Source organism: Streptomyces sp. NPDC028711 (genome assembly GCF_055565415.1).
Genome location: NZ_JBVHUJ010000007.1, coordinates 189,037 through 209,826 on the forward strand (window position 1 = coordinate 189,037; position 20,790 = coordinate 209,826).

At 69.8% G+C, this 20,790-nt stretch carries 24 protein-coding genes; 12 read left to right on the forward strand and 12 right to left on the reverse strand.

Going from position 1 to position 20,790, the window contains the following annotated elements; all coding sequences use genetic code 11:
- The first annotated feature begins 60 nt into the window (after nt 1-60).
- Nucleotides 61-1,572 carry a glycosyltransferase family 87 protein gene (locus tag ACZ4VK_RS22785; protein WP_468354778.1) on the forward strand — a complete coding sequence of 504 codons (1,512 nt, stop codon included), beginning with the start codon at nt 61-63 and terminating at the stop codon, nt 1,570-1,572.
- Between the two features lie 29 nt (nt 1,573-1,601).
- On the opposite strand, the gene ACZ4VK_RS22790 is transcribed toward ACZ4VK_RS22785, so the two are convergent.
- The 3 genes from ACZ4VK_RS22790 to ACZ4VK_RS22800 form a co-directional block, all read right to left on the reverse strand.
- Entirely contained in the window at nt 1,602-2,633 is a 1,032-nt protein-coding gene (locus ACZ4VK_RS22790) for an alanine racemase (protein ID WP_468354781.1), read from the reverse strand.
- Nucleotides 2,634-2,715: 82 nt separating this feature from the next.
- Nucleotides 2,716-3,834, reverse strand: a complete 1,119-nt coding sequence (locus ACZ4VK_RS22795) for a lipid II:glycine glycyltransferase FemX (RefSeq protein WP_384101849.1) — start codon at nt 3,832-3,834, stop codon at nt 2,716-2,718.
- A 117-nt stretch (nt 3,835-3,951) separates the two neighbouring features.
- Entirely contained in the window at nt 3,952-4,266 is a 315-nt protein-coding gene (locus ACZ4VK_RS22800; protein ID WP_468354784.1) for a hypothetical protein, read from the reverse strand.
- A 285-nt stretch (nt 4,267-4,551) separates the two neighbouring features.
- Here ACZ4VK_RS22800 and rpsF point away from each other — a divergent pair, with 285 nt between their 5' ends.
- The 4 genes from rpsF (at nt 4,552) to rplI (ending at nt 6,279) form a co-directional block, all read left to right on the forward strand.
- Nucleotides 4,552-4,842, forward strand: a complete 291-nt coding sequence (gene rpsF / locus ACZ4VK_RS22805; RefSeq protein WP_015034882.1) for a 30S ribosomal protein S6 — start codon at nt 4,552-4,554, stop codon at nt 4,840-4,842.
- 74 nt (nt 4,843-4,916) lie between these two features.
- Nucleotides 4,917-5,519, forward strand: coding sequence for a single-stranded DNA-binding protein (locus tag ACZ4VK_RS22810; protein ID WP_389680159.1), 603 nt, complete (start codon nt 4,917-4,919; stop codon nt 5,517-5,519).
- 58 nt (nt 5,520-5,577) lie between these two features.
- Complete coding sequence (rpsR, locus tag ACZ4VK_RS22815; RefSeq protein WP_003956534.1) at nt 5,578-5,814, forward strand: 30S ribosomal protein S18; 237 nt, start codon at nt 5,578-5,580, stop codon at nt 5,812-5,814.
- A gap of 18 nt (nt 5,815-5,832) precedes the next feature.
- Nucleotides 5,833-6,279 (forward strand): 50S ribosomal protein L9, encoded by a 447-nt coding sequence (gene rplI, locus ACZ4VK_RS22820; RefSeq protein ID WP_030204953.1) that lies wholly within the window; start codon nt 5,833-5,835, stop codon nt 6,277-6,279.
- A 116-nt stretch (nt 6,280-6,395) separates the two neighbouring features.
- On the opposite strand, the gene ACZ4VK_RS22825 is transcribed toward rplI, so the two are convergent.
- Nucleotides 6,396-7,733, reverse strand: a complete 1,338-nt coding sequence (locus ACZ4VK_RS22825; protein ID WP_468354789.1) for an MATE family efflux transporter — start codon at nt 7,731-7,733, stop codon at nt 6,396-6,398.
- Between the two features lie 425 nt (nt 7,734-8,158).
- Between ACZ4VK_RS22825 and dnaB the strand changes: the two genes are divergently transcribed.
- Together dnaB and ACZ4VK_RS22835 are read left to right on the forward strand one after the other, a co-directional pair.
- Nucleotides 8,159-9,640, forward strand: coding sequence for a replicative DNA helicase (gene dnaB, locus ACZ4VK_RS22830; RefSeq protein WP_468354792.1), 1,482 nt, complete (start codon nt 8,159-8,161; stop codon nt 9,638-9,640).
- Between the two features lie 87 nt (nt 9,641-9,727).
- Nucleotides 9,728-11,110, forward strand: a complete 1,383-nt coding sequence (locus ACZ4VK_RS22835; protein ID WP_468354795.1) for a serine hydrolase domain-containing protein — start codon at nt 9,728-9,730, stop codon at nt 11,108-11,110.
- A 105-nt stretch (nt 11,111-11,215) separates the two neighbouring features.
- Here ACZ4VK_RS22835 and ACZ4VK_RS22840 read toward each other — a convergent pair whose 3' ends face one another.
- The 3 genes from ACZ4VK_RS22840 to ACZ4VK_RS22850 all read right to left on the reverse strand — a co-directional run bounded on the left by ACZ4VK_RS22840 (nt 11,216) and on the right by ACZ4VK_RS22850 (nt 13,202).
- Nucleotides 11,216-11,668, reverse strand: a complete 453-nt coding sequence (locus ACZ4VK_RS22840) for a GNAT family N-acetyltransferase (protein ID WP_468354798.1) — start codon at nt 11,666-11,668, stop codon at nt 11,216-11,218.
- 84 nt (nt 11,669-11,752) lie between these two features.
- Complete coding sequence (locus ACZ4VK_RS22845; protein ID WP_468354801.1) at nt 11,753-12,211, reverse strand: MarR family winged helix-turn-helix transcriptional regulator; 459 nt, start codon at nt 12,209-12,211, stop codon at nt 11,753-11,755.
- A 130-nt stretch (nt 12,212-12,341) separates the two neighbouring features.
- The gene (locus tag ACZ4VK_RS22850) at nt 12,342-13,202 is read right to left on the reverse strand and encodes a GNAT family N-acetyltransferase (protein WP_468354804.1); all 861 of its coding nucleotides are present in this window, start codon (nt 13,200-13,202) and stop codon (nt 12,342-12,344) included.
- Nucleotides 13,203-13,301: 99 nt separating this feature from the next.
- Here ACZ4VK_RS22850 and ACZ4VK_RS22855 point away from each other — a divergent pair, with 99 nt between their 5' ends.
- Together ACZ4VK_RS22855 and ACZ4VK_RS22860 are read left to right on the forward strand one after the other, a co-directional pair.
- A complete protein-coding gene (locus tag ACZ4VK_RS22855) occupies nt 13,302-13,955 on the forward strand; it encodes an HAD family hydrolase (protein ID WP_468355332.1) in 654 nt (217 codons plus the stop codon).
- Nucleotides 13,956-14,061: 106 nt separating this feature from the next.
- The gene (locus ACZ4VK_RS22860) at nt 14,062-15,375 is read left to right on the forward strand and encodes a globin domain-containing protein (protein WP_468354807.1); all 1,314 of its coding nucleotides are present in this window, start codon (nt 14,062-14,064) and stop codon (nt 15,373-15,375) included.
- Here the strand turns inward: ACZ4VK_RS22860 and ACZ4VK_RS22865 are convergent.
- From ACZ4VK_RS22865 to ACZ4VK_RS22885, 5 genes are all read right to left on the reverse strand, one after another.
- Nucleotides 15,318-15,797 carry an NUDIX domain-containing protein gene (locus tag ACZ4VK_RS22865; RefSeq protein WP_468354810.1) on the reverse strand — a complete coding sequence of 160 codons (480 nt, stop codon included), beginning with the start codon at nt 15,795-15,797 and terminating at the stop codon, nt 15,318-15,320. The two genes, ACZ4VK_RS22860 and ACZ4VK_RS22865, sit on opposite strands and share 58 nt — an antisense overlap.
- A 35-nt stretch (nt 15,798-15,832) precedes the next feature.
- Nucleotides 15,833-16,729: a LysR family transcriptional regulator gene (locus ACZ4VK_RS22870; protein ID WP_468354813.1), complete on the reverse strand. Its 897-nt coding sequence runs from the start codon at nt 16,727-16,729 to the stop codon at nt 15,833-15,835.
- Between the two features lie 228 nt (nt 16,730-16,957).
- A complete protein-coding gene (locus ACZ4VK_RS22875; protein ID WP_468354816.1) occupies nt 16,958-18,097 on the reverse strand; it encodes a cystathionine gamma-lyase in 1,140 nt (379 codons plus the stop codon).
- Nucleotides 18,094-18,585 (reverse strand): low molecular weight protein-tyrosine-phosphatase, encoded by a 492-nt coding sequence (locus ACZ4VK_RS22880; RefSeq protein WP_468354818.1) that lies wholly within the window; start codon nt 18,583-18,585, stop codon nt 18,094-18,096. Before ACZ4VK_RS22880 ends, ACZ4VK_RS22875 begins: the two co-directional genes overlap by 4 nt.
- 9 nt (nt 18,586-18,594) lie before the next feature.
- Nucleotides 18,595-18,972, reverse strand: coding sequence for a phage holin family protein (locus ACZ4VK_RS22885; protein ID WP_351211025.1), 378 nt, complete (start codon nt 18,970-18,972; stop codon nt 18,595-18,597).
- A gap of 50 nt (nt 18,973-19,022) precedes the next feature.
- Here ACZ4VK_RS22885 and ACZ4VK_RS22890 point away from each other — a divergent pair, with 50 nt between their 5' ends.
- From ACZ4VK_RS22890 to ACZ4VK_RS22900, 3 genes are all read left to right on the forward strand, one after another.
- Nucleotides 19,023-19,340 (forward strand): cupin domain-containing protein, encoded by a 318-nt coding sequence (locus tag ACZ4VK_RS22890; RefSeq protein ID WP_468354823.1) that lies wholly within the window; start codon nt 19,023-19,025, stop codon nt 19,338-19,340.
- A gap of 161 nt (nt 19,341-19,501) precedes the next feature.
- Nucleotides 19,502-19,714 carry a DUF5326 family protein gene (locus ACZ4VK_RS22895; protein WP_389680586.1) on the forward strand — a complete coding sequence of 71 codons (213 nt, stop codon included), beginning with the start codon at nt 19,502-19,504 and terminating at the stop codon, nt 19,712-19,714.
- A gap of 237 nt (nt 19,715-19,951) precedes the next feature.
- Nucleotides 19,952-20,722: an IclR family transcriptional regulator gene (locus tag ACZ4VK_RS22900; protein ID WP_468354826.1), complete on the forward strand. Its 771-nt coding sequence runs from the start codon at nt 19,952-19,954 to the stop codon at nt 20,720-20,722.
- Nucleotides 20,723-20,790 lie beyond the last annotated feature (68 nt).

Genomic DNA, 20,790 nt, shown 5'->3' on the forward strand with positions numbered 1-20,790 from the left:
TACGGGCCGGCCGCGGCGGCCCTCGCCGTTTTCCCGGGGACGTACGGCAGGATGTCCCCCATGCCGAGCCTCCAGAAGTCGAGCGCGCCGCAGGACCGGTCGCAGGGCCGCTCGCCGACGGTCAGCCCCACCCGCCGGGACACGGTGGCCGCCGCGGGCAGCGAACTGATCGGCGGCCCCTACGGCCGCAGGGCGTCGGCCTACGGCGGGCAGCTGACGCCGGTGCGGGTGATCGCCCTCGTGGCCATCGGCATGTTCGCGCTCGGCATGGTGCAGAAGCTGCCCTGCTACAACTGGGCCTGGTTCCGGGGCACGACCTCCCAGTACACCCACGCCTGCTACTCGGACATCCCGCACCTCTTCTCGGGGCGGGGCTTCGCGGACGGTCTGGTGCCCTACTTCGACCGGCTGGGCGGCGACATACCGTTTCTGGAGTACCCGGTCCTGACCGGTCTGTTCATGGAGGTCGCGGCCTGGCTGACGCCCGGCGGCGGCGACACGATGCAGCAGGAGCGGGCGTACTGGCTGGCCAACGCGGGTCTGCTGATGGTCTGCGCGGCCGTCCTCGCGGTCTGTGTGGCCCGGACGCACCGCCTGCGGCCCTGGGACGGCCTCCTTGTCGCCCTGGCGCCCTCGATCGCGCTCACGGCCACGATCAACTGGGACCTGCTGGCCGTCGCGCTGACCGCCGCGGCGGTCCTGATGTGGTCGCGCGGGCGTCCGCTGGCCTTCGGTATCCTGCTCGGCCTCGCCACCGCCTCCAAGCTCTACCCGGTCCTGCTCCTCTGCCCGCTGCTGCTGCTCTGCTGGCGGGCCGGGAAGTGGCGTGAGTACGGGGCCGCGGTGCTCGGCGCGTGCGGCGCGTGGCTGGTGGTGAACCTGCCGGTGATGCTGCTCGCCCCCGAGGGCTGGAAGCAGTTCTACGTCTTCAGCCGGCAGCGGAACGTCGACTTCGGTTCGGTCTGGCTGCTCGTCAGCCAGCGCACGGGCATCGCGATCCCGCCGGACCGGGCCAACCTGTACGCGCTGCTGCTGATGGCGGCGGCGGTGGCAGGCCTCGCCTACCTGGCGTTCACGGCGCCCCGCAGGCCCCGCTTCGCCCAGCTGGCGTTCCTGGTCGTCGCCGCGTTCGTGCTGACCAACAAGGTCTACTCGCCGCAGTACGTCCTGTGGCTGGTCCCGCTGGCCGCTCTGGCCCGGCCGCGCTGGCGCGACTTCCTCGTGTGGCAGGCGTGCGAGGTCATGTACTTCGTGGGCGTCTGGATGTACCTGGCGTTCACGACCAGCGGAAACAAGCAGGGTCTGCCGGTGGACGGCTACCAGTTCGCCATCGTGCTGCACCTGCTCGGCACGCTCTACCTGTGCGTGATGGTCGTACGCGACATCCTGAGGCCCGAGAAGGACCCCGTCCGGCAGGACGGCGCGGACGACCCCTCGGGGGGCGTCCTGGACGGTGCGGAGGACGTCGTGGTGGCGGGCAGGGCAGCGCATCCCGCCCGGCACGCGGCCGCTGCCGTGGAGGGGCCGCGGGTGGAATGGGGCACCCCCGGAGAGCAGAGCTCCCGGGGGTGAGGGGGTAAGGCCGGATCAGCGCTCAGCGCTCAGCGTTCGACGATCCGGTCGAACTGCGTCGTGGTGTGGCGCAGATGGGCCACGAGCTCGTCGCCGACCCGGGGTTCCTGGGCGTCGGCGGGCACGAACAGGATCGACACCTGCATGTGCGGCGGCTCGGCGAACCAGCGCTGCTTCCCGGCCCAGACGAAGGGCGACAGGTTCCGGTTGACGGTGGCGAGACCGGCTCGTGCGACGCCCTTGGCACGCGGCATCACGCCGTGCATCGCCTTGGGGGCCTCCAGGCCCACCCCGTGCGAGGTGCCGCCGGCGACGACGACCAGCCAGCCGTCCGAGGCGGCCTTCTGCTGGCGGTAGCCGAACCGGTCGCCCTTGGCGACCCGGGTGACGTCAAGGACCGCGCCCCGGTACTCCGTGGCCTCGTGGTCGCCCAGCCACAGCCGGGTGCCGATCCGGGCGCGGAACCGGGTCTGGGGGAACTGCTGCTGGAGACGGGCCTGTTCCTCGGCCCGCAGGTGGCTGACGAACATGGTGTGCAGCGGCAGCCTGGCGGTCCGCAGCCGGTCCATCCAGCCGATGACCTCCTCGACGGCGTCGGTGCCGTCCGGACGGTCCAGGGGGAGGTGGAGCGCGAAGCCTTCGAGGCGTACGTCCTCGATGGCGGCGTGGAGCTGCTGGAGCTCCTCCTCGCGGACGCCGTGCCGCTTCATCGAGCTCATGCACTCGATGACGACCCGGGCCCCCACGAGGGCGTGGACTCCGTCCACGGACGACACGGAGCGGATGACCCGGTCGGGCAGCGGAACCGGTTCCTCACCGCGGCGGAAGGGGGTGAGGACCAGCAGGTCGCCGCTGAACCAGTCCTTGATCCGCGCGGCCTCGTACGTGGTGCCCACGGCGAGCATGTCGGCTCCGAACCGGGCTGCCTCGTCGGCGAGGCGCTCGTGGCCGAAGCCGTATCCGTTGCCCTTGCAGACCGGGATGACACCGGGGAACTGGTCGATGACGGTCTTCTGGTGCGCGCGCCAGCGAGCGGTGTCGACGTAGAGGGAGAGCGCCATGGCCGGCCCGGAACCTTTCTGATGGCAGCGGTGTATCAAAGGTATGTACGAGACTACGGAAACGTCAGCGACACCACACCGGTCAGCGGCGCGACATGTAGATGTCGAGCGCCTTGTGCAGCAGCTTGTTCAGCGGGAAGTCCCACTCGCCGACGTACTCGACGGCCTCGCCGCCCGTGCCGACCTTGAACTGGATGAGTCCGAAGAGGTGGTCGGTCTCGTCGAGCGAGTCCGAGATGCCCCGCAGGTCGTAGACGGTCGCGCCCATCGCGTAGGCGTCGCGCAGCATCCGCCACTGCATCGCGTTCGAGGGCCGGACCTCACGGCCGATGTTGTCGGAGGCGCCGTAGGAGTACCAGACGTGCCCGCCGACGACGAGCATGGTCGCCGCGGAGAGGTTCACGCCGTTGTGGCGCGCGAAGTAGAGCCGCATGCGGTTGGGGTCCTCGTTGTTGAGGACGGTCCACATGCGCTGGAAGTACGAGAGCGGGCGCGGCCGGAAGTGGTCACGGACGGCCGTGATCTCGTACAGCCGCTGCCATTCGGCCAGGTCCTCGTAGCCGCCCTGGACGACCTCGACACCGGCCTTCTCGGCCTTCTTGATGTTGCGGCGCCACAGCTGGTTGAAGCCCTTGAGGACGTCGTCGAGCGAGCGGTTGGCGAGCGGGACCTGGAAGACGTAGCGGGGCTGGACGTCGCCGAAGCCGGCGCCGCCGTCCTCGCCCTGCTGCCAGCCCATCTTCCGCAGCCGGTCCGCGACTTCGAAGGCACGCGGCTCGACGTGGGTGGCCTGGACGTCCTTGAGCCGCTTGACGTCCGGGTCCTGGATTCCGGACTTGATGGCGGCCGAGTCCCAGCGGCGGATGACGACCGGCGGGCCCATCTTCACCGAGAAGGCGCCCTGCTGCTTGAGGTGCGCCAGCATCGGCTGCAGCCAGTCGTCGAGGTTGGGCGCGTACCAGTTGATGACCGGGCCCTCGGGCAGATAGGCCAGGTAGCGCTTGATCTTCGGCAGCTGGCGGTAGAGGACGAGGCCGGCGCCGACCAGCTCGCCGTTCTTGTCGAACCAGCCGAGGTTCTCCGAGCGCCACTCGGTCTTCACATCAGCCCACGCCGGGACCTGGCAGTGGCTCGCCGACGGCTGGCTCTGGATGAATCCCAGATGCTGCTCACGGCTGATGGTCCTCAGGGTCAGGCTCATGCGGGGCGCTCCTCGGCAGGTGTGTCCCCATCGGTCAGGGGCTCCGGCTCTCGCGCCGAAGCCTACTGTGACCGGGGAGCGCCCCGAATGGGCATGTACGCCCTGACGTGCCGCCGGTCAGCCGACGACGCCGCCGAAGAGACCGCCGTGGGCCATGCCGAGGAAGAAGCCCAGGGCCGCCGCGCCGAGCCCCACGATCAGAGCGAAGCGCTCGCGCGTCGTCACCGAGATGAACTGTCCGTAGGCGCCGGTCAGGATGCCGATCAGGCCCGCCCAGGAGCTCAGCAGATGCAGGTTGTGGAACATCGCGGTGACGAAGGCGAGGACGCCGAGCACCAGAGTCACTCCGACCAGCGTGTCCTGGAGCGGATGGGGTTTGCCGTCGGTGGCGAAGAGGGAGTGGCCGGGGTCGGGTCGCATTGCCTGTGCCATGGAGCACCTCCTGGCGTGCCTGCCGGACGGCGGCGCATCCTAGCGCCGCCGACATCCGTTGTGTACAGATTGCGTCCCCCCACCAGTGAATTTCAACCGGAGGGCGATGTCCGGGTACGCTGTACGGTCTGCACCGGTGTCTGCCCTGGTCCTTCCTGGATCCCGGCGGTGTCCCTCGTTCGCCGAGGGGGACTGTCAGTGGCGGCGGATACCGTTGCTTACGCATCACGACCCTCCTGCCACGGAACGACCGTGGCCGCTGAGTCCAAAGGAGGTGGGTTCCACATGCGTCACTACGAAGTGATGGTCATCCTCGACCCCGATCTCGAGGAGCGCGCTGTCTCCCCGCTGATCGAGAACTTCCTTTCTGTCGTCCGTGAGGGCAACGGAAAGGTCGAGAAGGTCGACACCTGGGGCCGTCGTCGTCTGGCCTACGAGATCAAGAAGAAGCCCGAGGGCATCTACTCGGTCATCGACCTGCAGGCCGAGCCTGCGGTCGTCAAGGAGCTCGACCGACAGCTCAACCTGAACGAGTCGGTCCTCCGGACCAAGGTCCTCCGCCCCGAGACCCACTGAGCTTCTAGCTCAGTGGTCATCGGGTCCGAGTAGCAACACAGCAGCCAGAAGCAATCCCGCCGAGAGGTTCCCCCATGGCAGGCGAGACCGTCATCACGGTCGTCGGCAATCTTGTCGACGACCCCGAGCTGCGCTTCACCCCGTCCGGTGCGGCGGTCGCGAAGTTCCGTATCGCGTCCACCCCCCGCACCTTCGACCGTCAGACCAATGAGTGGAAGGACGGCGAAAGCCTCTTCCTCACCTGCTCGGTCTGGCGTCAGGCGGCGGAGAACGTCGCCGAGTCGCTTCAGCGAGGCATGCGCGTCGTCGTGCAGGGCCGGCTGAAGCAGCGGTCCTATGAGGACCGTGAGGGCGTCAAGCGCACGGTCTACGAGCTGGACGTCGAGGAAGTCGGCCCCAGCCTCAAGAACGCCACGGCCAAGGTCACCAAGACCACCGGTCGCGGCGGCCAGGGTGGATACGGCGGGGGTGGCGGCGGCCAGCAGGCCGGCGGCGGCGGTGGCAGCTGGGGTGGAAACTCCGGCGGTGGCCAGCAGGGTGGTGGCGGTGCTCCCGCCGACGACCCGTGGGCGACCGGCGGTGCCTCCTCCTCCGGCGGCGGCCAGCAGGCCGGTGGCGGCGGTGGCGGCTGGGGTGGAAACTCCGGCGGCGGCTACTCGGACGAGCCCCCCTTCTAGGGCGCAAGCCCTCGAAGCAGCTCGTACCCCCACTTCTTGATCACACAGGAGAAACACCATGGCGAAGCCGCCTGTGCGCAAGCCTAAGAAGAAGGTCTGCGCGTTCTGCAAGGACAAGACCGTCTACGTGGACTACAAGGACACGAACATGCTGCGGAAGTTCATTTCCGACCGTGGCAAGATCCGTGCCCGCCGCGTGACCGGCAACTGCACGCAGCACCAGCGTGACGTCGCCACGGCCGTCAAGAACAGCCGTGAGATGGCGCTGCTGCCCTACACGTCCACCGCGCGATAAGGGAAGGGTGACCGAAAAATGAAGATCATCCTCACCCACGAGGTCTCTGGCCTCGGTGCCGCTGGCGACGTCGTCGACGTCAAGGACGGCTACGCTCGCAACTACCTGGTCCCGCGTGGTTTCGCGATCCGCTGGACCAAGGGTGGCGAGAAGGACGTGGCGCAGATCCGCCGCGCCCGCAAGATCCACGAGATCGCGACCATCGAGCAGGCCAACGAGATCAAGGCCCGCCTCGAGGGCACGAAGGTGCGCCTGGCCGTTCGCTCCGGCGACGCCGGCCGTCTCTTCGGCTCCGTGACCCCGGCCGACATCGCCTCGGCGATCAAGTCCGCGGGTGGCCCCGACGTCGACAAGCGTCGCGTCGAGCTCGGTTCGCCGATCAAGACCCTGGGCTCGCACCAGGTGTCCGTGCGTCTGCACCCCGAGGTTGCCGCGAAGCTCGGCGTCGAGGTCGTCGCCGCGTAACGCTGCCCTTGGCAGTCTGCGCTCAGCAGTGAGGAAGGGCCGCACCCCTCGGGGTGCGGCCCTTCCGCTGTTTCAGGGTCTCTTCTCAGAGGAATCTGGGCGTTTCACGTGAAACATCACCGGGTGGCGCCCGTGACGATCCAGCGGCCGGAGCGGGAGCGCAGCCAGAGCGTGGCCATCCGGACCGACATCATCAGCGTCATCGCCCACCACAGCGCCGTGAGTCCGCCGCCGAGCGCCGGGATCGCGAGGGCGATCGGGGCGAAGACGGCGAGGGTCAGCAGCATGGCCCATGCCAGATAGGGTCCGTCCCCCGCGCCCATCAGGACGCCGTCGAGGACGAAGACCACTCCGGAGATCGGCTGTGAGACGGCGACCACGAGCAAGGCCGGGAGCAGGGTGTCCTGGACCGTGGTGTCGCCGGTGAAGAGCGGGATGAACAGGGGGCGAGCGAGGACGATCAGCGCGCCGAGCACCACACCGGAGACGATGCCCCACTGGACCATGCGGCGGCAGACCTGGCGCGCGCCGTCGGCGTCGCCCGCGCCGAGATACCGGCCGATGATGGCCTGGCCGGCGATGGCGATCGCGTCGAGGGCGAAGGCCATCAGGCTCCACAGGGACAGGATGATCTGATGGGCCGCGACCTCCGCGTCACCGAGCCGGGCGGCGACGGCCGTGGCGATCATCAGGACCGCGCGCAGGGAGAGCGTACGGACGAGGAGCGGCACGCCGGCCTGGGCGGAGGCGCGGATGCCGGCCGCGTCGGGGCGGAGGGAGGCTCCGTGGCGCCGGGCACCGCGTACGACCACGACGAGGTAGGCGGCCGCCATGCCGTACTGGGCGATGACCGTGCCCCAGGCGGAGCCCGCGATGCCGAGGTCCGCCCCGTAGACGAGCCCGATGTTGAGCGCCGCGTTGGCCGTGAAGCCGGCGATGGCCACGTAGAGCGGTGTACGGGTGTCCTGGAGGCCCCGCAGGACGCCGGTGGCGGCGAGCACCACCAGCATGGCGGGGATGCCGAGGCTGGAGATCTTGAGGTAGGTGACGGCGTGGGGGGCCGCGGTGTCGGAGGCTCCGAAGACGTCGACGAGCCAGGGCGCCGTGGGCAGGGTCAGTGCGACGACCGCGGCGCCGAGGAGGAGGGCGAGCCAGATGCCGTCCATGCCCTGGCGGATGGCGGCCTGGAGATCTCCGGCGCCGACTCGGCGGGCGACGGCGGCCGTGGTGGCGTAGGCGAGGAAGACGAAGACGCTGACGGCGGTGGACAGCAGGGCGGCGGCGATGGCGAGACCCGCGAGTTGGGGGGTGCCGAGATGGCCGACGACAGCGCTGTCGACCATGAGGAAGAGCGGCTCGGCGACCAGTGCGGCGAAGGCCGGCAGGGCGAGGGAGATGATCTCGCGGTCGTGTCGGCGGCGGTCGGCCTTGGAGGTCGCGGGGGCCTGGGTCATGGGGGTCAATCTAATCTTCCACAGGTAAGAGATGCAATGCCTCTGGAGTCCTTACTTGATGAGGGTAAGGGGCTTCGGGTGTGGGTCGTTTGTTCTGATCTTGAGCTGGGGGAAGAAGTTTTTCTCCCCCACAGCCCGTGGACGGAAAAACACCAGGTCAGACGGGTGACGTCAGGGTCCTTATGAGTTTGTCCACATGGCTGTCCCCCGCTCCGTGCACAGGTTCCGGGGAGTTCTCCACAGCATCTGGCCCTTCACCCACAGGGCCTGTGGATAACCAGATTGGCTGACGCCCCTCGCGGGCCTACCGTGGACCGGCGCCCGACGCGCCAGAAGCGGACGCGCAGCCACTCTTTGATGATGGCCGTGGCGTAGGAAAGAGTGGCACGGCGAGGTCCGCGGAGCGGACGGGAGGAGGTGGCTTGGTGAGCGTTACCGAGCCCTTGGACGACCCCTGGGCCGACAGCGGACCGAGCGACCGGCTGCCCCCCCGCACCCGCGTAGACGGGCGCGGCCGGGGCAGAGGCCGTGACGACCAGCACGAGCGGGGCGGCGACAGCCCCTGGGACGGGGGACTCTCCGGCTTCGAGCGCGTTCCCCCGCAGGACCTCGACGCCGAGCAGTCCGTTCTCGGCGGCATGCTGCTCTCCAAGGACGCCATCGCGGACGTCGTGGAGATCATCAAGGGCAACGACTTCTACAAGCCGGCCCACGAGACCGTCTACGCCGCGATTCTCGACCTCTACGCCAAGGGCGAGCCGGCCGACCCCATCACGGTCGGTGCCGAGCTCACCAAGCGCGGAGAGATCACCCGGGTGGGCGGCGCTTCCTACCTGCACACCCTGGTCCAGTCCGTACCGACCGCCGCCAACGCCTCGTACTACGCGGAGATCGTCCACGAACGAGCCGTCCTGCGCCGTCTCGTGGAGGCCGGCACCAAGATCACGCAGATGGGGTACGCGGCCGACGGAGACGTCGACGAGATCGTGAACTCGGCCCAGGCCGAGATCTACGCGGTCACCGAGCAGCGCACCACCGAGGACTACCTTCCGCTCGGCGACATCATGGAGGGAGCGCTCGACGAGATCGAGGCGATCGGCTCCCGCAGCGGCGAGATGACCGGTGTGCCCACCGGTTTCACCGACCTCGATTCGCTCACCAACGGCCTGCACCCCGGCCAGATGATCATCATCGCGGCCCGTCCCGCCATGGGTAAGTCGACCCTGGCCCTGGACTTCGCCCGGGCGGCGTCCATCAAGCACAACCTGCCCAGCGTCATCTTCTCCCTCGAAATGGGCCGCAACGAGATCGCGATGCGTCTGCTCTCGGCCGAGGCCCGGGTCGCGCTGCACCACATGCGCTCCGGCACGATGACCGACGAGGACTGGACGCGCCTCGCCCGCAGGATGCCGGACGTCTCGCAGGCCCCGCTCTACATCGACGACTCACCGAACCTCTCGATGATGGAGATCCGGGCGAAGTGCCGCCGGCTGAAGCAGCGCAACGGCCTCAAGCTCGTCATCATCGACTATCTGCAGCTCATGCAGTCGGGCGGCTCGAAGAGGCAGGAGAGCCGCCAGCAAGAGGTCTCCGACATGTCGCGAAACCTGAAGCTCCTCGCCAAGGAGCTGGAGCTCCCCGTGATCGCGCTCTCGCAGCTGAACCGTGGGCCCGAGCAGCGCACCGACAAGAAGCCGATGGTCTCCGACCTGCGTGAGTCCGGCTCGATCGAGCAGGACGCCGACATGGTGATCCTGCTGCACCGCGAGGACGCCTACGAGAAGGAGTCCCCCCGCGCGGGCGAGGCGGACATCATCGTGGGCAAGCACCGTAACGGTCCGACGGCCACCATCACGGTGGCCTTCCAGGGCCACTACTCGCGCTTCGTGGACATGGCACAGACGTGACCGGAGAGCCGGGTGGGTCCGGCCGTGGGGCTGTCCGGGCCTGAAATTCGCAGGCTCCGGGGGAGGTCATCGCGTTGGATGGCCTCCATGACGACATCTTTCGAAGCCTTGCTGCCCGGTACCGAGCGGGCCCTGCTGCACCGCGTCGCGGTCGCCCAGTCGGAGGGCCGGGCGCCTTCCTTCGTGGGGGCGGTGGTGCGCGACGGAGCGCTGGTGTGGAGCGGTTCGCGGAGTTGCGTGGACGGGCACGCCCCGGACGCCGATACGCAGTTCAGGATCGGTTCCCTCACCAAGGTGTTCACCGCCGTGCTGGTGATGCGACTGAGGGACGAGGGCCTTCTGGGACTTGACGATCCCCTGGAGCGGCATCTCAAGGGCACGGGTGTCGGCGAGGTGACGATCGCTCAGCTCCTGAGCCACAGCGGTGGGCTCGCGGCGGAGACCCCCGGTCAGTGGTGGGAGCGTTCGGCCGCCACGCTGCGGCCGGAGCTCTCCGACGTCCTGGGGGAGCAGCCCTTCCTCCAGACGCCGGGACGCCGTCACCACTACTCCAACCCCGGGTACACCCTGCTCGGTTCGCTGGTGGAGGCCGTGCGGGGGGTGTCCTGGGAGGAGGCGCTGCGGCGGGAGATCCTGGAGCCTCTGGGGATGGGCCGTACGACGGTCGATCCGGTCGCGCCGCACGCGGGCGGCTGGGCTGTGCACCCCTGGGCCGATGTGATGCTGCCGGAGCCGTCCGAGTCCCTGGGGCTGATGGCGCCGGCGGGGCAGCTCTGGTCGACGGCGGGGGATCTCGCCCGGTTCGCCGCCTTCCTCGCCGCGGGTGACGAGCGGGTGCTCGCCACGGCCTCCGTGGAGGAGATGCGGGTTCCGGCCTCTCCGGCGGGCGAGGGGGAGTGGGAGGCAGGCTACGGACTCGGTCTTCAGCTGTTGCGCAAGGACGGCCGGACCCTGATCGGCCACACCGGGTCGCTTCCCGGCTTCGTGGCCGCCCTCTGGGTGAGCGTGGAGGACGGGCTCGCGGCGATCGCCCTCGCCAATGCCACCTCAGGGCCGCTGACGGCGCTCGTGGCCGCCGATCTCGTGCGGATCGTGGCGGAGGCGGAGCCGAGGTTCCCGGAGCCGTGGCGCCCGCTTCCGGAGTCCGAGGTCGACGAGGAGCTCCTCGCCTTGACGGGTCCCTGGTACTGGGGGACGTACGCCTACGGGCTGCGGCTCGGCCCCGAGCGGGGAGTGGTGCTCGAACCCTTGCGGGGAGCCGGTCGACGGGCCCGCTTCCGGGCGCTGCCCGAGGGCGGCTGGGTCGGGCTGAACGGTTACTACGCGGGAGAGACGCTGCGGGCGGTCCGGCGCGCCGACGGCAGCGTGAGCCATCTCGACCTGGGTTCGTTCGTCTTCACCCGGGAGCCGTACGCGCCCGAGGACGCCGTTCCGGGCGGGGTGGACGAGGCGGGGTGGCGCGGCCTCTGAGCCGTTCTGTGGTGTTTCACGTGAAACACCACGTCGGGAGTGATGCTGCGCGAGGAGCTGTACGCCGGGCTCGCGGCCCGGCGTGCAGCCGTCTCGTTTGCCGGGTCAGAGGTTCTTCTTGAAGCCCACGTGGGAGGCCTCGAAGCCGAGTCGCTCGTAGAAGCGGTGGGCGTCGGTGCGGGTGGCGTCGGAGGTCAGCTGAACGAGCCGGCAGCCCTGGCGTCCGGACTCCTCGACGGCCCATTCGATGAGCTGGGTTCCCAGGCCGCTGCCGCGCTCGTCGGCGTGGATGCGGACGGCTTCGATGATCGAGCGCGTGGTGCCCCGGCGGGAGAGTCCCGGGATGACCGTCAGCTGGAGGGTGCCGACGACCTTGTCCGCCCGGACGGCCACGACGAGGTGCTGGCGGGGGTCGCTCGCCAGGCGATCGAAGGCGGTGAGGTAGAGGGCGAGGTCGTCCGGGGACTCGCGCTGCGCGCCCAGGGGGTCGTCGGCGAGCATCGCGACGATGGCTTCGATGTCCTCCGCTGTGGCGGGGCGTATCTCAAGATCGCTCATGCCCGCAGCGTACGCCGATGCGCCGGGGTGACCGCTCGCGTGTGAGCAGGCCGTTCGCTCGCGCCCGCGTCCTCCGGCTCCGCGTCAGGCGGGGACGCTCACGCCCTCGACCACCTGGACCAGCGGGGCCAGCTCAGGGTTCTTCGCCGCCTCGTCGAGGGCCTCGCGCAGCGCGCTGTCGTTGGTGGGGCGGGCCTCTTCCAGGAGCTTCAGGCCGGCCTCGGTGACATCGGTGTAGATGCCGCGCCGGTCGGTGGCACAGAGGTACCGGGTGAGCAGACCGCGGTCCTCGAGCCGGGTGACGAGCCGGGTCGTGGCGCTCTGGCTGAGTACGACCGCGTCCGCTACCTGCTTCATCTGGAGGTGCCCGCCCGGGCCGCTGTGCTGGCGGCTGAGGACGTCGAGCAGCGAGTACTCCCGCACGCTCAGGCCGTGCCGGGATTCCAGGGCGCGCTCGAGGTGGGCCTCGATCCTGCCGTGCAGCAGGGAGAGGACGCACCAGCGCTGGGAGAGCGCGGTGAGTGCGGGGTCGGTCGCGGTCATGGTCTCTCCTCGGTCTCTCCTCGGCACCGGAGCGGCTCTCGACCCAGGGTAGACGATGCGACGCAATAATGCGCGTGTGCAAGTAACTCTCTCCCTGGACAGGCGGACCGCCGGGCCCGGGGCAGGCCGGCTAACCGGCCGCCACGGTCAGCGGAGCGAAGCGGCGGCGCCAGTCGCCGGGGAGGTCGGGGAGGGAGCGGACCATCACCGAGGTGGTGATGATGGTGTCGATGCCGTTCTCCTTCGCCCAGCTGAGCAGAGATGTGTGGCGTACGTCGATGTCCGTGCGCAGCGGGCGGTCGGTGGCGGCCGCCAGGGAGGCGATCAGTGCCTGGGCCGTGGCCGGGTCCCGGGCGATCAGCGGTCCGATGACATGGGTGTCCATATTGGGCCAGGCCGCCGCGAAGCCCGTGATCTCGCAGTCCTCCTCCGCGACCCGGAGGTGGTCCGCGAACGCGGGGAGCCGGATGATCATCGGGGTGCGGTCGAGGCCGAAGACCTCGTGGTCCAGGCGCAGAATCGCCTGGAGGTCCTCCGCCGTCGCCGGGCGCACCGGAACCGCCGGGGCGGGCGTGGTGAAGGTGAACCGTCCGAGCACCATCTCCGCCCGGCTCGTCTGCGTGAAGCCCAGCTGCTCGTAGAGGGGCTGGCCGTTCGCGGTGGCGTAGAGCGTGAGCGGTGTCTCCCCGGCCTCCGCGATGACGTGCTCCATGAGTCGGCGTCCCACCCCTTGGCGGGCGTACCGCTCGGCGACGAGCACCATGCCGATCGCGGCGAGCCCCGGGCCGTACGAGGTGACCACGGAGCAGGCGGCCAGTCCGGCTCCGGAGGGGTCGTCGATGCCGTAGCCGGTGCCGGCGGTGAGCAGCAGCCCCCACTTGTACTCCTCGCGCTGCCAGCCCCGGTTCTCGGAGAGGTCGGCGCAGGCGAGGAGGTCGTCCGAGGTGAGGCGCCGGATGGGGAGCTGGGCGAGGGAAGGGGAGATCGGCATGCTGTCAGGCTGTCCGACGCTGTGATCTTCCGTCCAGCGCTTTACCGGATCTGGCCGATACCCGAAAGGCCGTTGATTCCACCTCGCCGCATGAGGACGATGTTTCACGTGAAACCCCGTGGACAGCGACTGCACCTCTTCGACCTCGACGGCACTCTGATCAGGGGCTCGGCCGCGGCGGTGGAGATCTCCCGGCAACTGGGGGTCCTCGACGAGATCACCGCCCTTGAGGAGAGCTTCCTGCGGGGCATGACCCCCGACGAGTTCGCCGTCCGGGCCCGCGAGCTGTGGTCCGCGCTCACCGAGGCACAGGTCGCGGCCGCCTTCGAAGGAGCGCCCTGGCTGGAGGGCATTCGTGAGGTCTGGGCCGACATCCGGGAGCGGGGCGACCGCTGTGCGGTCATCTCCCTCTCTCCCGACTTCTTCGTCGAGCGGCTTCTCGACTGGGGCGCCGACGCGGCACACGGTTCACCGTGGCCGGCCGTCCCGTTCACCGAGCCGATCCACCGGCCCAGCATCCTGGACGCGAGGGCGAAGGTACGGATCGCGGGGCGGCTCTGCGCGGAGTTCGGGGTGGACCCCGCCGACTGCGTCGCCTATGGGGACTCGATGTCCGACGCGGAACTCTTCGCGATCGTCTCGGACACCGTGGCCGTGAACGCGGACCACCATCTTGCCGGGCTCTCGCGCCACAGCTACACCGGCGGCGATCTGCGCGAGGCCTACGCCCTGGTCCAAAACAGCGCAGCTTAGTCAGAAAGCCCGCCCTTTGGCCCGAGAACTCCGCTTTCCGTCCGAAGCGCCGGGCGGAGGGGTCATGCTGCGACCACGGAAGCCGGCCAGCGCGAGGGCGAGGCACATGATGGATGCTCCGACCACCACGAGGGCAGCGGAGGACGCGGACGCCCACGAGCCCGGGGCGAGGGACACGGACGAAGCTCGGCCGGCGGCGGACGAGGAGACGCCTGCGGGGGACGGGAACGAGCCGCGAATACCCGGCGGGGCCTCTGCCGACGCGGTCCTCGTACGGCGCACCCTGACGGAGATCGCCCCGGTCGCCGACCGGGTGACCTCGTACTTCTACGCGCTGCTCTTCATCAGGAACCCCGAGCTGCGCGACATGTTCCCCGCGGCCATGGACACCCAGCGGGACCGGCTCCTGAAGGCCCTCCTCACCGCTGCGGAGCACCTGGACGACACTCCGGTGCTCACCGCGTACCTGGAGAACCTCGGCAGGGGCCACCGCAAGTACGGAACCCACTCCGCCCACTATCCGGCCGTGGGCGAGGCGCTGATCGGGGCGCTCGTCCGGTACGCGACGACGACCTGGGACGAGGAGACCGAGGCGGCCTGGGTCCGTACGTACACGACGATCTCGCAGATCATGATCGACGCGGCGGCGGAAGACGAGCGGTCGGCGCCCGCGTGGTGGCAGGCCGAGGTGGTCTCCCATGATCTGCGAACCCCGGACATCGCCGTCGTCACGCTCCGGCCCGACCAGCCGTATCCCTTCCTCGCCGGGCAGTACACGACGCTGGAGACCCCGTGGTGGCCGCGGGTCTGGCGGCACTACTCCTTCGCGTCGGCGCCACGGCCCGACGGGCTGCTGTCCCTCCACGTCAAGGCGGTTCCGGCCGGCTGGGTGTCCAACGCCCTGGTCCACCGGGCGCGCCCCGGGGACGTACTGCGGATGGGCCCGCCGGCCGGGTCCATGACGGTCGACCACGCCACGGACACCGGTCTGCTCTGTGTGGGCGGCGGCACCGGGATAGCGCCGATCAAGGCCCTGGTGGAGGAGGTCGCCGAACACGGGGACCGCCGGCCGGTCGATGTCTTCTACGGGGCGCGCAGCGGTCACGACCTCTATGACATCGACACGATGCTGCGGCTCCAGAAGACCTTTCCCTGGCTCTCCGTCCATCCGGTCACCGAGGAGCAGGGGCGGCTCCCGGAGGCCGTCTGCCGTTACGGTCCCTGGAGCGAGCGCGACGCCTATCTCTCGGGTCCGCTCGGCATGGTCCGTCGCGGGGTGGACGCGCTCCGGGGGGCGGGGTTCCCGGTGGAGCGCATCCGTCATGACTTCCTCGCGGAGCTCGCCCCGGCGGCGGCCTCCGATCAGCCCAGGTCGGGGGCGTGCATCGCGCGCACCCCCTCGATGTTGCCGTCGAGGTAGTGGCGCAGGGAGAGCGGGACGAGGTGCACGGCCGCGATGCCGACCCGGCTGAAGGGCACCCGGACGATCTCGTACTCGCCGACCGGTTCCTCGACCTCGGGGCCGTGGCGCAGCGAGGGATCCATGGAGTCGAGCCGGCACACGAAGAATTGCTGGACCTTCACTCCGGAGACGCCGCCGTCGACGATGTGCTCGACGGTGTCGACGAAGCAGGGGACCACGTCGGTGATCTTGGCGCCGAGCTCCTCGTGCACTTCGCGGTGCAGGGCTTCGACGACGGTGGTGTCGGAGGGTTCCACGCCGCCGCCGGGCGTGACCCAGTAGGGATCCACCCCCGGCTTGGTGCGCTTGATGAGGATGAGGTCGTCCCCGTCGAGCAGGATGGCGCGTGCGGTGCGTTTGATCACGGGCCGTTCGTTCATGGGAAGAAAATGGCCCGTCCCGGGTGTCCTGAAACTCACCAGGCCACGGCGGCCCGCAGCAGTTCCTCATGAGCCCGCGCGATCGGCGGCAGCGCGAGCGTCCCCGTCCGTACGACGAGGAAGTAGGTACGCAGCGGAGGGACCGGGGGGTCGAGCAGCGCCACGAGCCGGCCCTGCTCCAGGGCGTCCTCGCAGAGGTAGCGGGGCAGGACGGCCAGCCCGGCGCCGGAGGCGGCGGAGTCCCGTACGGCGCGCAGATCGGGGGCGATCACCGTGGCGGCGACCGTCGGCTTGGACTCGAAGACGCTCGCCCAGTAGCGGGTGACGAACGGCAGTGACTCGTGCACCTCGACCACGGGCAGCTGTTCGAGGGCCACGGCGCCCTTGCGCTGGAGGACCTCGGGGGAGAGCCGGTTCGCCCAGCGCTCCGCCGCGACCAGGACGTACTCCTCGTCGCAGAGCGGCGTGGAGACCAGCAGACCGCCCCGGGGGCGTGCGGTGGTGACGGCCAGATCGTGGTGGCCGGCGGCGAGGCCGTCGAGGATCTCCTCCGTGTTGCCGAGGAACGAGGCCCGTACGGCGAGGCCCTGGCCGACGAGGGGCGTGAGGGCGGGCAGGACGCGGAACGCCGTGAACTCCGGGGGCCCGGCGACATGGAGGGTGCGGACTCCGCTCTCCTCGGCGAGGCCGGCCTCGGCGATCTCGACGAGCGCGTCCAGGTGCGGAGCGGCCCGGTGCGCGAGTTCGTCGCCGATGGTCGTCGGGGTGACGCCGCGGGCCTGCCGGAGGAACAGCGGCCGCCCGAGCTGTCGTTCGAGGGTGCGGATCTGGCTGGTGACGGCCGGCTGGGAGAGGCCGAGAAGCGCGGCGGCGCGGGTGAAGGAGCCGGCCCGGTGCACCGCCACGAACGTGCGCAGCAGGGCCAGGTCCATGTCCGCCTCCTCCCGGCCGTGCGGCCGTTCGACTCAGGCGGTCGACAGACTGCGCCTCAGGACCGTCCAACTATAAATAAGTCGATAGGTCTCTGTCGCTACCGTGATTGGACACTGACGCACAGTCAACTAGCCTTGTTCGGGCGGTCTCCGCGCGTGGACCGAGGGCGCTCCGAGCCACGAGGGGGGAGGCTCGGAGCGCCCCGGTCCGCGAACCCGCGGCCGGTCTCAGCCGACGGCGCCGGCCTCGTCGAGAGCCCGCAGCACATCGGCGATCAGGTCCTCCGGGTCCTCGGCGCCGACCGAGAACCGGATGAAGCCCTCCGCGACCGCGTCGCCGCCCCAGCGCCCGCGCCGCTCCGCCGTGGAGCGCACCCCGCCGAAGCTGGTGGCGTCGTCCACGAGCCGTAGCGCTTCGAGGAACCGCTCGGCCCGCTTCCGGTCCGCGAGCTCGAAGGAGACCACGGGTCCGAAGCGCCGCATCTGCGCGGCGGCAACCGTGTGCGAGGGGTCGGTGGGCAGCCCCGGGTAGCGCAGCCCGGTCACGTCCGCGCGTTCGGCAAGCGTCCGCGCGAGCGTGAGGGCGGTGGAGCACTGCCGGTCGATCCGCAGCTGGAGCGTGGCGAGCGAACGGTGGGCGAGCCAGGCCTCCATGGGACCGGGGATGGCACCGACGACCTTGCGCCAGCGCCGCACCTCCGCCGCCCGCCGGGGATCGCGGCAGCTGACATGGCCGAGCAGGATGTCGCCGTGCCCGGTCATGCCCTTGGTGTCGCTGGCGACGGAGAAGTCCGCGCCCAGTTCGAGGGGGCGCTGGCCGAGCGGGGTGGCGAGGGTGTTGTCGACGGCGACGAGCGCCCCCGCGGCATGCGCCTCGCGCACCAGGCGCCGGATGTCGCAGACGTCGAGCCCGGGGTTGGACGGGGTCTCGATCCAGAGCAGGCGGGCCCCGTCGAGCACGGCGAGCTGCCCGTCGCCGCCGGTCGGCGCGGTGCGGACCTCGATGCCGTACGCCCTCAGCTGCTCGTGCAGCAGGGGCAGGGCCTGGTAGCCGTCGGTGGGCAGCACCACCGCGTCGCCGGCCTTCAGCTGGGAGAGGAGGACGGCGGAGATCGCGGCCATGCCCGAGGCGAAGACCAGCGTCTCGACGCCCTGCTCCCCCGGCGCCTCCAGCTCGCCGATGGCCCGTTCCAGATGGGTCCAGGTGGGGTTCTCGTCGCGTCCGTAGGTGTACGGGCCCGTCGGCTCGCCCGGCAGATGGAAGTGCGCGGCGAAGACCGGACCGGGCAGGGTCGGCTCGTACTTCACGGGTTCGGGCAGCCCGGCCCGCACGGCGCGCGTGCCGTCGCCGTAGTCCTTGTCGGTCACGGTGTTCGCTCCTTGATCTCTCGGCGTACGGCCGCGAGCAGTCCCTCGCTCGCGGCCTCCACCATCTCCAGGCACTCCTCGAAATCCTCGCGGTCCCCGTAGTACGGGTCGGGGACGTCGAGTGCGCCCCGCGCGGCCGGGTCGTAGGAGCGCAGCAGTCGTATCCGCGCCGCCTCCTCGGGCGTGCGGGCGAGCTTCCGAAGCTCCCGCGCATGCCCTTCGTCCAGTGCGATCACCAGGTCCAGGCCGGGGAACCAGGAGGCCTGGAACCGGCGTGCGGTGTGCGCGGAGGTGTAGCCGTTCTCGTCGAGCACGGCGACCGCGCGCGGGTCGGCGGCCTCGCCCTCGTACCAGCCACCGGTGCCGGCGCTGTCGACCCGCACCGCCGCGCCGAGACCGGCCTCCTCCACCTGCCTGCGGAAGACGTGCTCGGCCATCGGCGACCGGCAGATGTTGCCCGTGCAGACGAAGCAGACGCGGTAGGCCATGGTCCCCACTCAGTCGCCGTCGGGAAGCACGACGTTCAGCGCCCACGAGACGACGGAGATGATCAGGCCGCCGAGCACGGCGGTCCAGAAGCCCTCCACGTGGAAGCTGAGGTCGAACTGCTCGGCGAGCCAGGAGGTGAGGAGCAGCATCAGGGCGTTGACCACGAGGGTGATCAGGCCGAGCGTCAGGATGAAGAGCGGCAGCGTAAGCAGCTTGACGACGGGCTTGACCAAGAAGTTCACGAGCCCGAAGACCAGGGCGACGAGAATGAGGGTCAGGGCCTTCTTGCCGGTGCTCTCACCGGTCAGGGTGATGTCCTGGAGCAGCCAGATGGCGACTCCCAGGGCGCCCGCGTTGGCGAGCGTCTTGACTACGAAATTCATCATGTGTCTGATCGTGGCAGACATGATCGGGCCGAGGCAGGGGCGGACGGGCGATGAAGGCATTCCGACTGGACGAACTGGAGGCGGAGCGTGCCGCGAACAAGGGCGCGTACCTCCAGTTCCTGCGGGAGCGGAACATGTCGGTGGGTCTGTACGCGCTGGACGCCGGGGAGCTCGATCCGCAGCAGCCGCACCACCAGGACGAGGTGTACTTCGTGGTGAGCGGCCGGGCCGCGATCACGGTCGGGACGGAGACGACCCAGGTGGCGCGCGGGAGCGTGGTCTACGTGCCGGCCGGGGTGGAGCACAAGTTCCACCACATCAGCGAGGACCTGCGCGTGATGGTGGTCTTCTCCCCGCCGGAGAGCTGAGCCCCCGGTCCGGCCTGAACGGGAGGACACCCCCTAGGGGGCGGATCAGGGGAGAGCGGGGGCCGCGGCGTCCCCGTGGGCCGCTTCCGGCACCTAGCCTTGAACGTGTTCGGCGCGGAAGGCGTCGAACATGACGTCGAGAGCGAGGTAGGACGATGGCCGTGCAGGAGATTCTCGCGGGGATGCCCTGGTGGGTGAAGTGGGTCGCCATACCGGTGCTCGCGCTGCTCGTCTTCGGAGGGCTGATCACCAGCGTCCTGGCCTTCGTGGTCGGGCTGCTCTTCAAGGTGCTGCTCTTCGTGGCCCTCGTCGCCGGACTGATCTACGTCGTGCGGAAGTTCACGTCCTCCGACCGCTCGCGCGAGGAGTGGTAGCACGCGCTACTCATCGGTTTGAAGGCGACGGAGGGGATTAGCCCGCCCGGGGGAACGCACTGGTCGAATCAGGGCGGGGCCCCAGGGGCTGCCACTAGAGTGGAATCTCTCCGCCGCGTTGGGGACTACAGGCGTAGACCTCCGTACTGACCAGCGGTTTCCCAGGCCCGGCGGGCGCGCGGGGGCGGCCCCCGCGGGCGGGTGCAGTGCATCCGTCGTCACGCCTGGGGGTGACCTTTGGCCACGGCTTCGCAGACGGCTGCGCCGACCCTGATCGGCTCGGTGCAGCGGGCGCTGAGACTTCTGGAGGCCGTGTCCTCCCATGAGGGCGGCGCGCCGGCCAAACAGCTCGCACGTGAGACGGGCCTTCCGCTGCCCACCACGTACCACCTGCTCCGCACCCTGACGCACGAGGGCTATCTGCGCCGTGAGAAGGGGGTGTTCGTCCTGGGCGACGCCGCTGTCCGGCTGGCCGGCGGCGGGGCTGTGCAGAATCGTCGCATCAAGATCGAGGACTCCCTTGCCCGCTGGCGGGACGAGATCGGTGTGCCGGTCTACTTCGCCCTCTACCGCGAGGGGGAGATCGAACTCGTCGCCGTCGCCGACACCCCTTCCGCCCCCGCCGTGGAGGAATGGGCCGACTTCCGCGAGACCGCGCACGCGCACGCCATCGGGCAGTGCCTGCTGAGTCAACTCGATCTGAAATCTCGTCAAGACCACCTTGACCGCCATCCGGTGGACGCCATCACTCCGTACACGGTGCGTAATCGCCGTCTGCTTTTGGAGCGTTTGGACGGTTACGGGCGAATGGAGCCCCTGGTGGAGCGTCAGGAATATGCGCTCGGCACGGTTTGTGCCGCGATCCCCATCACGGCGGGCTCCACAGCGGCCGCAATGGCCATTTCCCTGCCGCTTCACCAGGAAGAACGGTTGCTCCCCGCAATCGAGCGACTACGCACAGAGATCGGAAGGCTCTTCAGTTCGCTCGCTTTCTCTATCAGTATCTGAAAAATCACTCCTTGTGATCTGCTAGCGCTTACAGCACGATTGCGTCAAGAGGGCCACGGGGGATCATT

Bases quoted from the DNA above. Each gene is read 5' to 3' on its own strand.
- ACZ4VK_RS22785 (WP_468354778.1), top strand. From the start codon at position 61: ATGCCGAGCCTCCAGAAGTCGAGCGCGCCGCAGGACCGGTCGCAGGGC.
- ACZ4VK_RS22790 (WP_468354781.1), bottom strand. From the start codon at position 2,633: ATGGCGCTCTCCCTCTACGTCGACACCGCTCGCTGGCGCGCGCACCAG.
- ACZ4VK_RS22795 (WP_384101849.1), bottom strand. From the start codon at position 3,834: ATGAGCCTGACCCTGAGGACCATCAGCCGTGAGCAGCATCTGGGATTC.
- ACZ4VK_RS22800 (WP_468354784.1), bottom strand. From the start codon at position 4,266: ATGGCACAGGCAATGCGACCCGACCCCGGCCACTCCCTCTTCGCCACC.
- rpsF (WP_015034882.1), top strand. From the start codon at position 4,552: ATGCGTCACTACGAAGTGATGGTCATCCTCGACCCCGATCTCGAGGAG.
- ACZ4VK_RS22810 (WP_389680159.1), top strand. From the start codon at position 4,917: ATGGCAGGCGAGACCGTCATCACGGTCGTCGGCAATCTTGTCGACGAC.
- rpsR (WP_003956534.1), top strand. From the start codon at position 5,578: ATGGCGAAGCCGCCTGTGCGCAAGCCTAAGAAGAAGGTCTGCGCGTTC.
- rplI (WP_030204953.1), top strand. From the start codon at position 5,833: ATGAAGATCATCCTCACCCACGAGGTCTCTGGCCTCGGTGCCGCTGGC.
- ACZ4VK_RS22825 (WP_468354789.1), bottom strand. From the start codon at position 7,733: ATGACCCAGGCCCCCGCGACCTCCAAGGCCGACCGCCGCCGACACGAC.
- ACZ4VK_RS22835 (WP_468354795.1), top strand. From the start codon at position 9,728: ATGACGACATCTTTCGAAGCCTTGCTGCCCGGTACCGAGCGGGCCCTG.
- ACZ4VK_RS22840 (WP_468354798.1), bottom strand. From the start codon at position 11,668: ATGAGCGATCTTGAGATACGCCCCGCCACAGCGGAGGACATCGAAGCC.
- ACZ4VK_RS22845 (WP_468354801.1), bottom strand. From the start codon at position 12,211: ATGACCGCGACCGACCCCGCACTCACCGCGCTCTCCCAGCGCTGGTGC.
- ACZ4VK_RS22850 (WP_468354804.1), bottom strand. From the start codon at position 13,202: ATGCCGATCTCCCCTTCCCTCGCCCAGCTCCCCATCCGGCGCCTCACC.
- ACZ4VK_RS22855 (WP_468355332.1), top strand. From the start codon at position 13,302: ATGTTTCACGTGAAACCCCGTGGACAGCGACTGCACCTCTTCGACCTC.
- ACZ4VK_RS22860 (WP_468354807.1), top strand. From the start codon at position 14,062: ATGATGGATGCTCCGACCACCACGAGGGCAGCGGAGGACGCGGACGCC.
- ACZ4VK_RS22865 (WP_468354810.1), bottom strand. From the start codon at position 15,797: ATGAACGAACGGCCCGTGATCAAACGCACCGCACGCGCCATCCTGCTC.
- ACZ4VK_RS22870 (WP_468354813.1), bottom strand. From the start codon at position 16,729: ATGGACCTGGCCCTGCTGCGCACGTTCGTGGCGGTGCACCGGGCCGGC.
- ACZ4VK_RS22880 (WP_468354818.1), bottom strand. From the start codon at position 18,585: ATGGCCTACCGCGTCTGCTTCGTCTGCACGGGCAACATCTGCCGGTCG.
- ACZ4VK_RS22885 (WP_351211025.1), bottom strand. From the start codon at position 18,972: ATGATGAATTTCGTAGTCAAGACGCTCGCCAACGCGGGCGCCCTGGGA.
- ACZ4VK_RS22890 (WP_468354823.1), top strand. From the start codon at position 19,023: ATGAAGGCATTCCGACTGGACGAACTGGAGGCGGAGCGTGCCGCGAAC.